Raw genomic sequence first — 14159 nt, 5'->3', positions numbered from 1 at the left:
TTTATTCCGCGCCTTGTTCGTCGTCCTTTAAGATCATCGCGATACTCTCTATTTGTTTCGCCATATTCCGCAAAGTGCGCTCGATGGCTTCTTTCCGTTCCCGTTCGCGTATTTCTATCGGTTCCCAATGCTCGCAGACGATATTATATTTTTTCCGTTTGTCCCGCGCTTTCGCGAGAGGATTCGTGCAGTGCCCGCAAAACACCTTAGTAAAATAAGTGTTGCTTTTGGCGTAATGCTGTAAATAATATCGGCAGTTTTCGCAATTTTGTTCGGTTTTGTTATTTTTCATGATAAAAATCTCCTGTGTAACAATTATAACCGTAATTTTTACGGTTGTCAAGACTTTCACGTATATTTTACGGTATAATGATGCCATGGATATTTTTACAACAAAACTCAAAGATGCTCGAAAGTTAAGCGGGAAAACTCAAAAACAACTTGCGGAAGCAATCGGCACAACCGATGATAGTATTTATTCGTGGGAAAGGGGACGAAGTCAACCTTCAATCGAATATCTTCGGGCATTATGTCGAGTTCTTGAGGTAACGGCAGATTATTTAATCGGCTTAGAGGATGAGGACGACACGGGAACAAAAATCAATCAATGAAAGACGCGGCTGCCGCCGCGTCTTTCATTTTGCCATATTTCGGGCGGGGCGGAAGAAGGGAAAAGCATTGACAAAAGGGGCGGTTTCGGGATATAATAATGACGGTATCTATGCGGGCGCGTCCCGCTTTCAAAAGAAATAATCGAAAGGGGTTTTACGTTATGGTCGTGAAAGTATGCGTGGGCAGTTCCTGCCATTTGAGAGGGTCTTACGACGTGATCGAGGAATTCAAACGCCTCGTCAAAAAATACGGCGTGGAGGACGAAGTGGATCTGCAGGCGACTTTCTGCGTCGGGAACTGCATGAACGGCGTCAGCGTCATTTCCGACGGCGTTTTAGTGCATAATGCCAATAAGGACAACGCGGAGGAACTGTTTCTGACCGAAGTCGTGTCGCGCCTCAAAAAATAGGAGAAAAAGTATGTACGGGTATCTCGATTTCAAAAACGCGCGCTGCAAGGACTGCTACAAATGTCTGCGCGAATGCCCCGTCAAGGCGATCAAGGTCGTAGACCATCAGGCAAAAATCATAGAGAGCCGCTGTATCCTTTGCGGGCGCTGTACCGAAGTATGCCCGCAGAACGCCAAGAGCGTGCATACCGAACGCGCGGAGGTCGAAGCGCTCTTAAAAAAGGGCAAAGTCATCGCCAGCGTGGCGCCTTCCTTTGTTTCTTCCTTCAACTTACAGGAATTTTCGGTGATGAAACTCGCGCTCAAAAAGTTAGGCTTTTTCGACGCGGAAGAAACTTCCGTCGGCGCGCGCGAAGTCACGTATCAGTATAAAAAACTGCTCGAAGGCGGCAAATTCAAAAACTTTATCACTTCCTGCTGTCCTGCGGTCAACAGCATGATCGAATTGTACTATCCCGAGGCGCTTTGCTATCTCGCGCCCGTCGATTCGCCCATGGTCGCGCACGCGAAAATGCTCAAAAAGCGCTTTCCCGATGCGGACATCGTCTTTATAGGGCCGTGCATCGCCAAAAAGAAAGAGGCGAAACACAGCGGCGTGGTGGACGGCGTGCTTACGTTCGAAGATCTGAACGCTATGTTCGAAACCGCGGACATAGACCTTGCGACGCTCGCCCGTCTGCCCGAATTTTGCGGCGGCGGCGCCAACCGCGCCAAATTTTATCCCATCAGCCGCGGCGTCATCAAATCGTTCGAGCACTATATCGACGGCTACGAATTCGTGGCTGTGGACGGCGCGAAAAAATGCGCCGAAGTTCTGGAAAATATCGAGAGCCTTTCGGGTATGTTCATCGAAATGAATTCCTGCGAATCGGCGTGCGTCAACGGTCCGTGTTCGCTGGGGCTGAAAGCGGGCGCGATCAAAGCCAACGCGGATATCCGCCGATACGTGCAAAAAGATATTTCCGCGCGCGTTTCCGAAGAGTTCGTGCCCTCGGATCTCGACTTCACGCACGTGCATACGAGGCGGAAGAGCGAAGATTTTATTCCCACCCAGCGGGAAATTACCGAAATTCTCGAAAAAACGGGCAAATTCAAGCCCGAAGATATGCTCAACTGCGGCGCCTGCGGCTACGATACCTGTTACGAAAAGGCGTGGGCGGTCGCCAACGGCTACGCCAATATCGAAATGTGCGTGCCCTTCATGCGCGAACGCGCCGAGAGCATGTCCTACGAGATCATACAGACCAGCCCCAACGGCATCGTGCTTTTGGACAACGATCTCAACGTCGTGCAGATCAACGCCAAGGCGAAAGAACTTTTGGGCATCAGGGAATACGACGTCAAGGGGCAGGGCATATTTCATTATTTCAACCCCACCGATTTCGTGCTCGCGCAGAACGACAACAGGAATCTCTACAACAAAAAAGTCTATCTCGAAAAGACGGACGCCTACATCGAACTGACCATCATCGTTCTCAAAGATAAACAGGGCACGTACGCGGTAATGAAAGATATTACGGCGGAAACGAACGCCGCGAAACATCTCGACAAGGTGAAGATGGAAACGCTGACCACCACCGACGAGGTCATCAAAAAGCAGATGCGCGTGGCGCAGGAGATCGCGTCGCTCCTCGGCGAGACGACCGCCGAGACCAAGGTGGCGCTTTTAAAACTCAAAAAGACTTTACAGGAAAATACGGAGGAAAAGTAATGGCTCTGTGTCTGGAAACAGGGTACACTTCCCTCAATAAAACGAGCGAGGAACTGTGCGGCGACCGCGTGGAGTGCGCCGTCTGCGGCGACTACACCACGCTGGTTCTGGCGGACGGGCTGGGAAGCGGCGTCAAGGCGAATATCCTCTCCACGCTCACCTCCAAGATCCTGTGCACTATGGTCAGCAACGACGTGGAGATCGAGGACTGCGTGGAGACCATACTGCAATCTTTGCCCGTATGCAAGGTGCGCGGCGTCGCCTATTCCACGTTTTCGGTCATTCACGTCAACGGCAAAGGCGAGGGGGTGCTGTTCGAATTCGACAATCCGCAGGCGATCCTCATCCGCGGCGAAAAGTGTTCCGATTTGCCGCGCGAGGCGATGAACATTCTCGGCAAGACCGTCTATAAAAGCCCGCTCGCCCTTCAAAAGGACGACGTGATCGTGGTGATGAGCGACGGGGTGATCCACGCGGGCATCGGCATGACGCTCAATCTCGGCTGGCAGCGCCCCGAGGTCAAAGACTTTCTCGACAGAACGGTGAAAAAGGGCATGAGCGCGCGCGCCGTCGCCTGTCTTTTGGCGGGCGTGTGCAACGACTTGTATCTGGATAAGCCGGGCGACGATACGACGGTGGCTGCGGTGCGCATTCGCGAGGCGCTCAACGTGAATATCATGGTCGGCCCGCCCGTGGACAAGGAAAAAGACGATTTTTATATCGCCCGCTTTTTGTCGGGCGAAGGGAAAAAGGTGGTCTGCGGCGGCACGAGTTCGCAGATCGTGGCGCGCCATTTAAAGACGGAAGTGCGCGCGAGTTTCGATTTTCCCGACAAGGACGTTCCGCCCATCGGCTATATCGAGGGCATCGACCTCACCACCGAGGGCGTTCTCACTCTGCGCAGGCTCTTGGAACTTTCGGAAAAATACCTGTCGGTCAGCGATCTGACGCCCAAGAGGTATTCCAAAAAGGACGGCGCGTCGCTCTTGGCGAACGTGCTGTTCGAAGAGGCGACGAGCGTGCATTTTTTCGTGGGGCAGAGCATCAACGCGGCGCATCAGGGGCTGCCCATCGACATCACCATGAAGTTGAAATTGGTAGAGTCGCTCGCCGCAAACCTGAAAAAAATGGGAAAAACCGTGGCGGTCGATTATGATTGAGGAGTTAAGAATATGAGAATTTTCGATACGAGCGTACAAAAACTCAAATATCTGGTTTTAAAGGCGCTCATCAAAAACGAATACGAACATTGTTACGATAACGTCTACATAGATATCCCCAAAGAGATCTCTCCGGGACCCAAGGCGGAAATGCGCTGTTGTATCTATAAGGAGCGCGCCATCGTGCAGGAACGTATCAAACTGGCGCTCGGCGGCAATAAAAACAATCCCAACGTGGTGGAAGTCATCGACATCGCCTGCGACGAATGTCCCATCGGGGGCGTGTTCGTCACGCCGTCCTGCCGCGGCTGTATCGTACACCGCTGTAAGGAGGCTTGCCCGAAGGACGCCATTCAGATCATCGACAGAAAGGCGGTCATCGACAAGAGCAAGTGCATCGAATGCGGGAAATGCACGCAGGCGTGCCCGTACAGCGCCATCATCGCGCAAAAGCGGCCGTGCGTCACTTCCTGCAAGGTCAAGGCGATCAACGTGGACGAAAACAAAAAGGCGCGCATCGACAACGACAAGTGCATTTCCTGCGGCGCGTGCGTCTATCAATGCCCCTTCGGCGCCATCGTCGATAAATCCATGATCATGGAGTCCATCGACATTCTGAAAAAATCCGAAAACAACCGAAAATACAACGTGTACGCGGTCATCGCGCCCTCCATCGTCAGCCAGTTCAAATACGCCAAAATAGAGCAGGTCGTCACGGGCATCCGCAAACTCGGTTTCCACCAGGTGGTCGAAGCGGCGCTCGGCGCGGACATCACGCTGTACCACGAGGCGCGGGAATGGAAGGAAAAGGGCGTTCTGACGACCTCGTGCTGTCCGTCGTTCGTACTGTTCGTGGAGAAAAATTTCCCCGATCTGAAAAAATACGTATCGAGTTCGGTTTCGCCCATGGTGGAGACCGCCATGCTCATCAAGCGCACCGACCCGACGGGAAAAGTCATTTTTATCGGGCCTTGCGCCAGCAAAAAACTCGAATACAAACAGGAAAAGACCAAGGGCGCGATCGACAGCGTTCTGTCCTTTGAGGAGTTGCAGGCGTTTCTGGACGCGCGCGACATCGAAGTGGGCGCGCTCGAGGAGACCGCGCTGGACAACGCCTCTTTCTACGGCCGTATCTTCGCCAAGAGCGGCGGCATTGCGCAGGGCGTAGCCGACGTTGCGGCGGGCATGGGCGTCGAGGGCATCAAGCCCGTTGCCATGAACGGCATCGACGAATGCCGCGCGAATCTCCTGAAACTGAAAATGGGCCGCGCGGCGGAAAACTTTTTCGAGGGAATGGCGTGCGACGGCGGGTGCCTGAACGGCGCGCTCTGTCTCAATCACGGTCCGAAAAACGTGGTGGACGTCGATAAATACGGCGCGTCCGCCAAGGAAAAGGATATCGAAAATTCCGTCAAACTGTATAAACTGAGTTTGAAGGAAGAAGAAAACTGAAATCAGCAGGGGGACGCCGCAAGCGTCCCCTCGCTTTACGGTGGGAGTATATGATCTCTAAATTTTTCGCGTATTTCAAACCGCATAAAAAATTATTTATCATCGATCTTGTCAGTTCGTTCCTCATTGCGGTGTGCAATCTCTTTTATCCCTTTGTCACGCGCGTGATCATCAACGATTTCGTGCCGAACAAACTTTTAACGCTCATGCTCGTATGGGGCGGGGCGCTCCTTTTGGTGTACGCCGTCAAGGCAGCGCTCACTTTTATCGTCAATTACTGGGGGCACGTCCTCGGCGTGCGCATCCAGGCGGATATGCGCCGTAAACTTTTCCGCCACGTGGAAACGCTGCCTTTTTCCTTTTTCGACGAAAACAGGACGGGCACCATCATGTCGCGCATCGTCAACGACCTGTTCGAAGTGTCGGAACTGTGTCACCACGGCCCCGAGGATACGCTCATGTCGGTCATCAGCATCGTGGGAGCGATCGTCATGCTGGCGCTCATCAACGGCTGGCTGGCGCTCATCGTGGTTGTGTTCGTGCCGCTGATGGTGCTGTTCGCCGTCAAAATGCGGGGGCGCATGCTCGACGCCTTCGAAAAGAGCCGCGAAAAGATCGCGGAAGTCAACGCGAGCATCGAATCTTCCGTTTCGGGCATCCGCGTTTCCAAAGCGTACACCGCGAGCCGCAAAGAGGACGAAAAGTTCGATAAGAGTAACGAGGAGTTCAAAGCCGCCCGTACCGCCGCCTACAAGAACATGGGCATTTTCCAGAGCGGTATGAGCCTGTTCAACGATATTCTATACCTTGTCGCCATCGTGGGCGGCGGCGTGCTGTTCTATTTCGGCATCGTCGAAAACCCGGGCGATTACGCGGCTTTCATTCTCTACGTCACCATGCTCTTGACGCCCATCCGCACGCTCGTCAATCTGTTCGAGCAGATCACCGACGGGCTGGCGGGTTTCAAGCGCTTTCAAAACATTTTAGACAAAGAGCCCGAAAGCGAGCCCGAGCATCCCGTGGAAGTATCTCTTCTGCGCGGCGATATCTGTTTCGAACACGTGGATTTTGCCTATAAGGACAGCGAGAACCGCGAAAATCACGTGCTGGAAGATCTGTCTTTCACCATCGATGAAGGCAAAACGGTGGCGCTGGTCGGCTCTTCCGGCGGCGGCAAGACGACCATCTGCCATCTCATTCCCCGCTTTTACGAACTGGACGGCGGCAGAATCACCGTGGGCGGCATCGATATCCGCGACGTCAGGCGCGAAACGCTGCGAAAGAGCATCGGCATCGTCGCGCAGGACGTGTTCCTGTACGGCGGCACCATCCGCGACAACATCGCCTACGGCGATCTGGACGCGGGCGACGAGGATATCGTGCGCGCGGCGAAACTCGCCAATATCCACGAATTCATCGAAACGCTGCCCGACGGCTACGATACGCAGGTCGGGGAGCGCGGCGTCAAACTTTCGGGCGGGCAGAAACAGCGCGTTTCCATCGCACGCGCCTTTTTGAAGAATCCGCCGATTCTCATCCTCGACGAGGCGACGAGCGCGCTCGACAACGTGACGGAAATGCAGATACAGGATTCTCTGGAAAAACTTTCCGAAGGGAGAACGTGCATCGTGGTAGCGCACCGCCTTTCCACCGTGCAAAACGCCGACGAGATCATCGTCCTTTCCGAGGGGAAGATCCGAGAGCGCGGCACGCACGCGCAGCTTTTGGCGCAAGGCGGGGAGTACGCCGCCCTGTACTATAAAACGTTCCGCTCTTAAAGGAGTTTGAAAAACGTCGGGGAAAAATGCGTTCTTCGTTTGCAAATTCGCGCGGACTATGATAGAATATACAAGATGATATTTATTTGAGGTTTGCAGATGAAAAAGGGCTTCGACAACGAGTTATACGTAAAATTGCAAAGTGAGAAGATTTTGGAACGCATTCAGAAGTTCGGAGGCAAACTCTATCTGGAATTCGGGGGCAAACTTTTCGACGATCTGCACGCTTACCGCGTGATGCCCGGATTCGAGATGGACGCGAAGTGCAAGATCTTATTGCAGCTCAAAGACCAGTCGGAGATCATTTTCGTCATCAGCGCGGCGGATATCGAACGCAACAAAATACGCGCCGACTTCGGCATTCCTTACGGGGCGGACGTTTTAAGGTTAGTGGATAAGATCCGCGCGTTGGGGCTTTTGATCAACAGCATCGTCGTCACCCAATACACAAACCAGCCCGCCGCGGACAACTTTATCAACAAACTGCACCGCCACGGCATCAAGACGTATATCCATCACAAGACCAAGGGCTATCCCACGCAGGTGGACGTCATCGTCTCCGACGAGGGCTACGGCGCCAACCCTTATATCGAAACCACGCGCCCGCTCGTCGTCGTCACCGCGCCGGGGCCGGGGAGCGGCAAACTCGCCACCTGTCTTTCGCAGTTGTATCACGAATACAAGCGCGGCGTCAGGGCGGGTTATGCAAAATTCGAAACCTTTCCCGTATGGAGCCTTCCCTTGCGCCACCCCGTCAACGTGGCGTACGAGGCGGCGACGGCGGATCTCGGGGATATCAATATGATCGATCCCTATCATCTGGAAACGTACGGCGTGACCACCGTCAATTACAACCGCGACGTGGAATGTTTCCCCATCGTGCGCTCCATTCTGACCAAGATCACGGGCGACGAAAATCTGTACTGTTCGCCGACCGATATGGGCGTCAACATGGCGGGATTCGCCGTCTGCGACGACGAAGTGACCAGAAGAGCGGCGCGGCAGGAGATCATCCGCCGCTACTACAAGGCGGCGTGCGACTATAAGAGCGGCAATTCCGACGAGGCCGCGTTGCAGCGCATCCAACTTCTGATGAACGAAAACAAAATTTCCGTGGACGAACGCACCATCGTGCGGGCGGCTCTGGAAAAGGCGGAAAAGTGCAATTCGCACGCGGTCGCCATTCAACTGGAAGACGGCAGGATCGTGACGGGCAAATCGAGCAAACTGATGAGCGCGTGTTCGGGCGCGGTTTTAAACGCGGTCAAACTTTTATCAGATTTGAGCGACGATATCCTTCTTCTTTCGCCCATCGTGCTCGCGCCCATCATCACCCTCAAAAAAGAAGTTTTGCGCGAGGATAAAATAAAACTCAACCTTTCCGACGTTTTGACGGCGCTGAGCATCTGCGCGGCGACCAATCCCGTCGTGGAAAAGGCGATGGATAAACTCAAAGCGTTGAAAGACTGCGAGGCGCACAGTTCTTGCATTCTGCCCGAAGGCGATCTTTCGGTCATGCGCAAACTCGGCGTCAACGTCACCTGCGAACCCGAATTCGGCACGAAAGATCTTTACGGCTTTTAAATTTTGCGGGGAAATTTGGTTTTCTCCCGTTTATGTTTTTCGGGAATGGCAATCATTTCCGACAGGGAGGAGTAATCTTGAATAATATCGATTCCATAACTTTGATCGTGGCGGTCGCGCTCGCAGCCGTCGGGCTCCTTTTGGGGTTCGGCCGTTCCTTACGTTTCTTTACGAAGGGCATCTTCGGCATTCTCTTATCCGTCTTTCTCGTATTTACGTTCGGCGGCATGATAAAAGGCATTCCCGCGGTGGGCGAACTCATCGTGAAAGGGGACGAATATTTCGCGGGGCTTTGGAGTTTTCTCGGCTATCTGCATCTGGGCAACGTCATTTACTACGTGGCGCTCTTTTTCGTGGTGCAGATCGTGCGCGTCGTCGTCGTGCGCTGCGTGGGCGGCGTATTCGAACTCGATAACGTCGTCATGCGCTTTTTGAACCGCCTTTTAGGCGCCGTGTTCACCGTGGCGGCTGTGCTTCTTCTGCTGCTTTTGGTGTTCGCCGTATTCAAACATTTCGAAACGAGCGAATTTATGGTAGACTTTCTGGAAAAAATCAAAAACACCTTTCTGTTTACGCTGTATCAGCACAACCCCGTGGTCATCTGATTATGCAAAAACAAAAAGCCGAGCGGATTTCGCTCGGCTTTTTTTATGTTCTCGCATTCAATTTGTTTTTGATGGAGGCCTCGTAAGCGAGCACGGTGGCGGCTACGCCCACGTTCAAAGAATCGCAACTGCCCAGCATGGGAATGGCGATCATCTTGTATTCGCCCTCGTACCATTCGCGCGAAATGCCGTAGCGCTCGCTGCCCATCACCAGCGCGCATTTTACGCCGAACGGTTCTTCGTAATAATTGCGCTCCGCGCGCGTGTCGGCGAGATAGACGATCACGCGGTGCGCTTTGAGCCAGGCGCGGCACTCTTCCACCGTTTCGAATTCGAACGTGGGAACGGACAATATCGCGCCCTGGCTGCCCTTGATGAGTTTGGGGTGGGTGAGCCTTGCCTTGCGGTTGCAGATAAACACGGCGTCCAGCCCCGCGCCGTCCGCCATGCGCAGCATCGTGCCCACGTTGCCGGGGATCTCGATGCCGTCCAGAACGAGTATGACCGCGTTTTTCGGGGGCGAGAAGTCGGAAAGTTCGAAACGGGGCAGCCTGCAAAGCGCCATCAGTCCGTCGGGCTGGCCGCGTTCGGAAATTTTTTCATACGTCTTTTCCGAAACGGTGTACAGTCCGCCCGCGCGCGCGGCGAGCCGTTTTACGAGTTCGGCGGCCTCCGCGGTGCGGATATGCGCGGGGCAGAGCACCAGCGATTCGACGGGCGCGGCGAATTTTTCGCACATCTTCAAGATCCAGATGCCCTCCGCCACAAACAGTTTCTGCGGGTTGGGTTTGGAATTGGATAATATTCCCTTGATTTGTTTGATCTTGGGATTCTGCTCGCCGACGGGCAGAAAATTTTTCTCTTCTAAAAAGGCAGAAAGTTCCGTATTCATGCCTTTCATAGTATCACACGAAGGTTCGGTTGTCAAGGTTCTTCGCTCGGAAATTCGGCTCGGTGGCAGGAAAAACGCGCCGCGCATACAATGGTATCGAGTGAATTTAGGAGCGTAGAAAACGAGATGAACAAAGGAAAATTCTCCCGCACGGCGCGCGCTTGCTATGCGGGTATCGTCAATCAGGCAATCATTACCAACGTTACGGCGCTTTTATTCGTATCGTTTATCGAATTATATAACTTTTCATACATAAAACTCGGTATGCTGACGGCGGTCAATTTTGCCGCACAGATGTGCGCGGACTTTCTTCTGATCTTCCTCATCGACAGAGTTTCTTTCCGGAAACTTGCGGTGTTTTCCTGCACGCTGAGTTTTGCGGGACTGCTGTTTTACGGCTGCGTGCCCTTTTTGTTTTCGGAGAAGGGGCTTTTTACGGGCATCGTCTGCGCGACGACGGTGTTCGCCTTTGCGGGCGGTATGTCCGAAGTGGTGCTCTCCAATATCGCAGACAATATACCCCGCCTCGAAAATTCGGTCTCTATCTGCCTGTTAAAGACGGTGTATGCCTGGGCGCAGGTGGGGCTGGTCGCCGTGTGCGCCGTGTTTCTGACGGTCTTCGGCTCAGAGAGTTGGAATTACCTCATGTTCGGGTTCGCCCTGATCCCGCTCGGCGCCGCCGTTCTGGTCGGAGGCGCGGCCGTCGTTAAAAAGAGCGGGATATCCAAACCGAAATCTTCCTTTCATCTGTTTTACATATTGGCGCTGGTGGCGATCTTTTTGGGGTACGGTTCGGAGATCGCCGCCAATCAATGGATATCCGTATTCGCGACCGCCGCGCTCGGCGTGGGCGGGGAGTGGAGCGAGTTCGTCGGCATGGGGCTGTTCGCCGTCTGCCTCGGCGTGGGCGGGCTCACATATGTCGCGATCTCCAAACGAAAGGAACATTTCCCTCTTCCCGTGCTCATCTTTGCCGCGCTGTCCACCTGCGCGCTGTTCTTGCTCTCCTCCGTGACGGAAAACGTGATTTTCGCGCTCGTCACATCCGTCTGCTGCGGACTGTTCGTGGGCGTGCTCTCGCCGGGCATCATGACCGTGGCGAGCGAAAATATGCCCTCGGCGGGCGCGTGGATGATCGCCTCGCTCGCGGTCTGCGCCGATCTGGGCGCGGCGGCTCTGCCCTCCGCCGCGGGAAGCATCGCGGAATTGACGGGCATACGCACGGCTTATCTCACCATGTCCGTCGCGCCTTTCCTGTGTGCCGCCGTGCTCTTTGTCATGCACCGCATGAACAAAAAAAACGCGTCGGTAAACTTTACTGACACGTTTTTCCCTGTATGACGTTCCGCCTCTCGAATTCCGCCCGTATCGCGTTCAGCACCCGCTTTTTGTCCGCCGACCAGGCGGGCGCGACGAGCAGGCGCCTGGGCGCGTCGCCCGTTAAACGGTGCACCACGATCTCGGGCGGCAGCGCCTCCACCATGCGGCACAGAACGCCGATATATTCATCGGCCGACAGTACGGAAAATTCTCCGCGTTCATACATTTTCTGCAACTCTGTGCCCGCGAGCACGTGCAGCAGTTGCAATTTGATGCCGCGCGCGCCGCTTCTTCCCACGTAGCGCACGGTTTCTTCCATCATTTCGGCGCTTTCGCGGGGAAGCCCCAAAATGACGTGCGTCACCACCTCCGCGCCGATCCCGTTCAGATCTTTCACCGCTCTTTCGTACACGGAAAGCGGATAGCCGCGGCGGATCAGCCGCGCGCTCTCTTCATGGATTGTCTGTAAGCCCAGTTCCACGAACAGGGGCTTTTTCTTTCGCAGCCTTTCCAGCACGTCCAATACGTCGCCGCCCAGACAGTCGGGGCGCGTCGCCACGGAGACCGCCTCGATTTCGGGAAGATCCGCCACGGGAAAGAACAGCGCTTCCAGCCTCTCCGCGGGCGCGTAAGTGTTGGTATAACTTTGAAAATAGGCGATGAACTTTTCCGCGTCCGTCTTCGCGCGTATCCTCGCCTTGGCGCGTTCGATCTGCGTTTGCAGATCGCCGCAGTCCTTTTCAGAAAATTCTCCCGCGCCGCCCGCGCAGAAAATGCAGCCGCCCGTTCCGAGCGTGCCGTCGCGGTTGGGACAAGTCATGCCCGCGTCCAGCGCCAGTTTATAAACTTTTCCGCCGAAACGTTCTTTCATGTACGAATTGAAAGAATGGTACCGCTCCATCAGCGCGCTCCCGTCTGTCTGTCTGCGTGTCGGTCGGGCGTGACGAGCATGGTGGAAAAATTCGTGTACACGACGAATCCCGCCCGCGATTTCGAAGGCTTTTTTACGAATTTGCGCTCGCAAAAGTCCACGGGGATCTTATCGCCCGCCTTGGCGTCGGAAAAATACGCGCATACCTCGGCGGCGAACAGTTTCACGCCGTCGGGCACTTCTTTCCGCCCGCTCTTGACGATGACGTGCGAACTGTGGTATTTCTGGGTGTGGAACCAGAGATCTTCGGGCGCGGATTCTTTCAAAAGGCGGTCGTTCTGCACGTTGTTGCGCCCCGCGAAGATCGTAAACCCTTCGAACGAGAAAGTGCGGAAGGGCGCCTCCTTGGGGGGCTTTTTTTTGCCTTTTTCCGCTTTGATCAGCCCGTATTCTTTCAGTTCTTCCTCGATCTCCACAAGGTCGGTGCACGTTTCCGCGCGGGCGAGGGAGGAAAGGGCGCTGAAAATGTAATCCAGTTCGCTCTCCGTTTCCGCGCGTTGCGGAGCCACGGCTGCGAGCGTGCGTTTCTGTTTGTTGTATTTCTTATAATATTTCTGCGCGTTCTGCGCGGGCGAGAGCGTCTTGTCGAGCGGTATTTTCACGAGCGGACAGTTTTCGTCGGTGTAGTCTAAAAGTTCGCAGCCCTCAGCGCCTTTTTTCAAAGCGTACAGATTGGCGGTCAGAAGTTCTCCGAACACGCGGTTTTTCTCGATATTGGCGCATTCTCTTTCCCTGTCGACGAGCAACGCCAGTTTTTTTTCTTCCTTTTTGCGCCGCGCGTTCAAAAGGCTTTCCAGTTTACGGCGCTTTTCGGTAAAGTCGCGCGCCGTTTCCTTGTCCGTATAAAAGGCGTCCTGCGCGGCGTTTACGCTGTCAAAGGGAATCCCGCCCGCATAGCGCGCGTGAAAATCGACGAACGCGCCGTCCCGCGTTTGGATCGCGGGTGAAACCTCTTCGGAAAAGATAAAATCGTGTACGTGCTGCGCGAACGATTTCGCGCCCGCGCCGTCGAAAGGGGGCGCGGGGTCGGAAATATGCGCCGATTCGCAGATGAGCGCGGCGGTGGAGTAGGCGAGCCCGCCCACCGATTCGAACAAAAAGCGCTCGAGATCGCCCCCGCCGAACGCGGAAAAGAGCGCTTCGAGCGCCTGTATATCGCGCGCGTCCGCTTTGTCCTGCGGTTCGGGAAAGAGATATCTCGCGCCGGGGAACAGGGTGCGTTTGAAATTTTCCTGGACCGAAGAAACTTTCAGCGCACCCGAGATCACGCCGTTTTCGGTAAGGATCAGGTTGGAGTATTTGCCCATGATCTCGGCGTACAGCACGCGCCGCGCGCGGGAAAATTCGCCCGTACAGTCAAAGGTAAAGGCGAGAATGCGTTCGAAAGCGATCTGTTCCACGCTTACGAGCACGCCTCCCAAAAGGTGCTTTCTGAGCAGCATGCAGAAATTGGGCGCGGCGGCGGGCGCGCTTCTGGCGGCGTCGGAGAGCGCGGCGCGGGCGTACGAGGCGTTGGTGTTGAGCAAAAGTTTTTGCGTGCGGCCGCCCGCGTACAGAAGCATATCTATCTCGTCGCGCGAGGGCTGAATGATTTTATTGACCTTGCCGCCCGAAAGCGCGGCGCAAAGTTCGCGCGCAACGTGGCGCAGGGTATAGGCGTCCTGGGGCATTTCAAAAACCTCCCGATCCCGTCAAAGGATCTCTT

General features: G+C 54.7%; 13 protein-coding genes. 9 read left to right on the top strand and 4 right to left on the bottom strand.

Going from position 1 to position 14159, the window contains the following annotated elements; genetic code table 11:
- Position 1: 1 nt before the first annotated feature.
- Positions 2–292: a hypothetical protein gene (locus ESZ91_RS02110; protein ID WP_129223650.1), complete on the bottom strand. Its 291-nt coding sequence runs from the start codon at positions 290–292 to the stop codon at positions 2–4.
- Between the two features lie 85 nt (positions 293–377).
- On the opposite strand from ESZ91_RS02110, the gene ESZ91_RS02105 reads away from it, so the two are divergent.
- The 8 genes from ESZ91_RS02105 (at position 378) to ESZ91_RS02070 (ending at position 9311) form a co-directional block, all read left to right on the top strand.
- On the top strand, positions 378–611 hold the full coding sequence (locus ESZ91_RS02105) for a helix-turn-helix domain-containing protein (RefSeq protein WP_161971009.1): 234 nt from the start codon (positions 378–380) through the stop codon (positions 609–611).
- Between the two features lie 161 nt (positions 612–772).
- Positions 773–1021: a (2Fe-2S) ferredoxin domain-containing protein gene (locus ESZ91_RS02100; protein ID WP_129223646.1), complete on the top strand. Its 249-nt coding sequence runs from the start codon at positions 773–775 to the stop codon at positions 1019–1021.
- A gap of 10 nt (positions 1022–1031) precedes the next feature.
- Positions 1032–2732: a [Fe-Fe] hydrogenase large subunit C-terminal domain-containing protein gene (locus ESZ91_RS02095; protein WP_129223644.1), complete on the top strand. Its 1701-nt coding sequence runs from the start codon at positions 1032–1034 to the stop codon at positions 2730–2732.
- The gene (locus ESZ91_RS02090) at positions 2732–3892 is read left to right on the top strand and encodes a SpoIIE family protein phosphatase (RefSeq protein WP_129223642.1); all 1161 of its coding nucleotides are present in this window, start codon (positions 2732–2734) and stop codon (positions 3890–3892) included. Before ESZ91_RS02095 ends, ESZ91_RS02090 begins: the two co-directional genes overlap by 1 nt.
- A 12-nt stretch (positions 3893–3904) precedes the next feature.
- Positions 3905–5344: a monomeric [FeFe] hydrogenase gene (locus ESZ91_RS02085; protein WP_129223639.1), complete on the top strand. Its 1440-nt coding sequence runs from the start codon at positions 3905–3907 to the stop codon at positions 5342–5344.
- 50 nt (positions 5345–5394) lie between these two features.
- Complete coding sequence (locus ESZ91_RS02080; RefSeq protein ID WP_129223637.1) at positions 5395–7122, top strand: ABC transporter ATP-binding protein; 1728 nt, start codon at positions 5395–5397, stop codon at positions 7120–7122.
- A 99-nt stretch (positions 7123–7221) separates the two neighbouring features.
- A complete protein-coding gene (locus ESZ91_RS02075; RefSeq protein ID WP_129223635.1) occupies positions 7222–8706 on the top strand; it encodes a DUF1846 domain-containing protein in 1485 nt (494 codons plus the stop codon).
- 77 nt (positions 8707–8783) lie between these two features.
- A complete protein-coding gene (locus ESZ91_RS02070; protein ID WP_129223633.1) occupies positions 8784–9311 on the top strand; it encodes a hypothetical protein in 528 nt (175 codons plus the stop codon).
- 43 nt (positions 9312–9354) lie between these two features.
- On the opposite strand, the gene ESZ91_RS02065 is transcribed toward ESZ91_RS02070, so the two are convergent.
- The gene (locus ESZ91_RS02065; RefSeq protein WP_161971008.1) at positions 9355–10212 is read right to left on the bottom strand and encodes a TrmH family RNA methyltransferase; all 858 of its coding nucleotides are present in this window, start codon (positions 10210–10212) and stop codon (positions 9355–9357) included.
- Between the two features lie 117 nt (positions 10213–10329).
- On the opposite strand from ESZ91_RS02065, the gene ESZ91_RS02060 reads away from it, so the two are divergent.
- Entirely contained in the window at positions 10330–11544 is a 1215-nt protein-coding gene (locus tag ESZ91_RS02060; RefSeq protein ID WP_161971007.1) for an MFS transporter, read from the top strand.
- On the opposite strand, the gene ESZ91_RS02055 is transcribed toward ESZ91_RS02060, so the two are convergent.
- Complete coding sequence (locus ESZ91_RS02055) at positions 11519–12424, bottom strand: TIGR01212 family radical SAM protein (RefSeq protein WP_129223627.1); 906 nt, start codon at positions 12422–12424, stop codon at positions 11519–11521. The two genes, ESZ91_RS02060 and ESZ91_RS02055, sit on opposite strands and share 26 nt — an antisense overlap.
- The gene (locus ESZ91_RS02050; RefSeq protein WP_129223625.1) at positions 12424–14124 is read right to left on the bottom strand and encodes an Rqc2 family fibronectin-binding protein; all 1701 of its coding nucleotides are present in this window, start codon (positions 14122–14124) and stop codon (positions 12424–12426) included. The genes ESZ91_RS02055 and ESZ91_RS02050 overlap by 1 nt, the downstream gene beginning before the upstream one ends.
- Between the last annotated feature and the right edge of the window lie 35 nt (positions 14125–14159).

Origin of the sequence: Candidatus Borkfalkia ceftriaxoniphila (genome assembly GCF_004134775.1) — a bacterium.
Classification (GTDB): Bacteria; Bacillota; Clostridia; order Christensenellales; family Borkfalkiaceae; genus Borkfalkia; species Borkfalkia ceftriaxoniphila.
Note: the sequence above shows the minus strand (reverse complement) of the source record. Positions and strands in the feature narration are given on the sequence as shown.

Coding starts and splice junctions, on each gene's coding strand:
- ESZ91_RS02060 (WP_161971007.1), top strand. CDS start 10,330: ATGAACAAAGGAAAATTCTCCCGCACGGCGCGCGCTTGCTATGCGGGT.
- ESZ91_RS02085 (WP_129223639.1), top strand. CDS start 3,905: ATGAGAATTTTCGATACGAGCGTACAAAAACTCAAATATCTGGTTTTA.
- ESZ91_RS02095 (WP_129223644.1), top strand. CDS start 1,032: ATGTACGGGTATCTCGATTTCAAAAACGCGCGCTGCAAGGACTGCTAC.
- ESZ91_RS02075 (WP_129223635.1), top strand. CDS start 7,222: ATGAAAAAGGGCTTCGACAACGAGTTATACGTAAAATTGCAAAGTGAG.
- ESZ91_RS02110 (WP_129223650.1), bottom strand. CDS start 292: ATGAAAAATAACAAAACCGAACAAAATTGCGAAAACTGCCGATATTAT.
- ESZ91_RS02105 (WP_161971009.1), top strand. CDS start 378: ATGGATATTTTTACAACAAAACTCAAAGATGCTCGAAAGTTAAGCGGG.
- ESZ91_RS02050 (WP_129223625.1), bottom strand. CDS start 14,124: ATGCCCCAGGACGCCTATACCCTGCGCCACGTTGCGCGCGAACTTTGC.
- ESZ91_RS02100 (WP_129223646.1), top strand. CDS start 773: ATGGTCGTGAAAGTATGCGTGGGCAGTTCCTGCCATTTGAGAGGGTCT.
- ESZ91_RS02080 (WP_129223637.1), top strand. CDS start 5,395: ATGATCTCTAAATTTTTCGCGTATTTCAAACCGCATAAAAAATTATTT.
- ESZ91_RS02065 (WP_161971008.1), bottom strand. CDS start 10,212: ATGAAAGGCATGAATACGGAACTTTCTGCCTTTTTAGAAGAGAAAAAT.
- ESZ91_RS02055 (WP_129223627.1), bottom strand. CDS start 12,424: ATGGAGCGGTACCATTCTTTCAATTCGTACATGAAAGAACGTTTCGGC.
- ESZ91_RS02090 (WP_129223642.1), top strand. CDS start 2,732: ATGGCTCTGTGTCTGGAAACAGGGTACACTTCCCTCAATAAAACGAGC.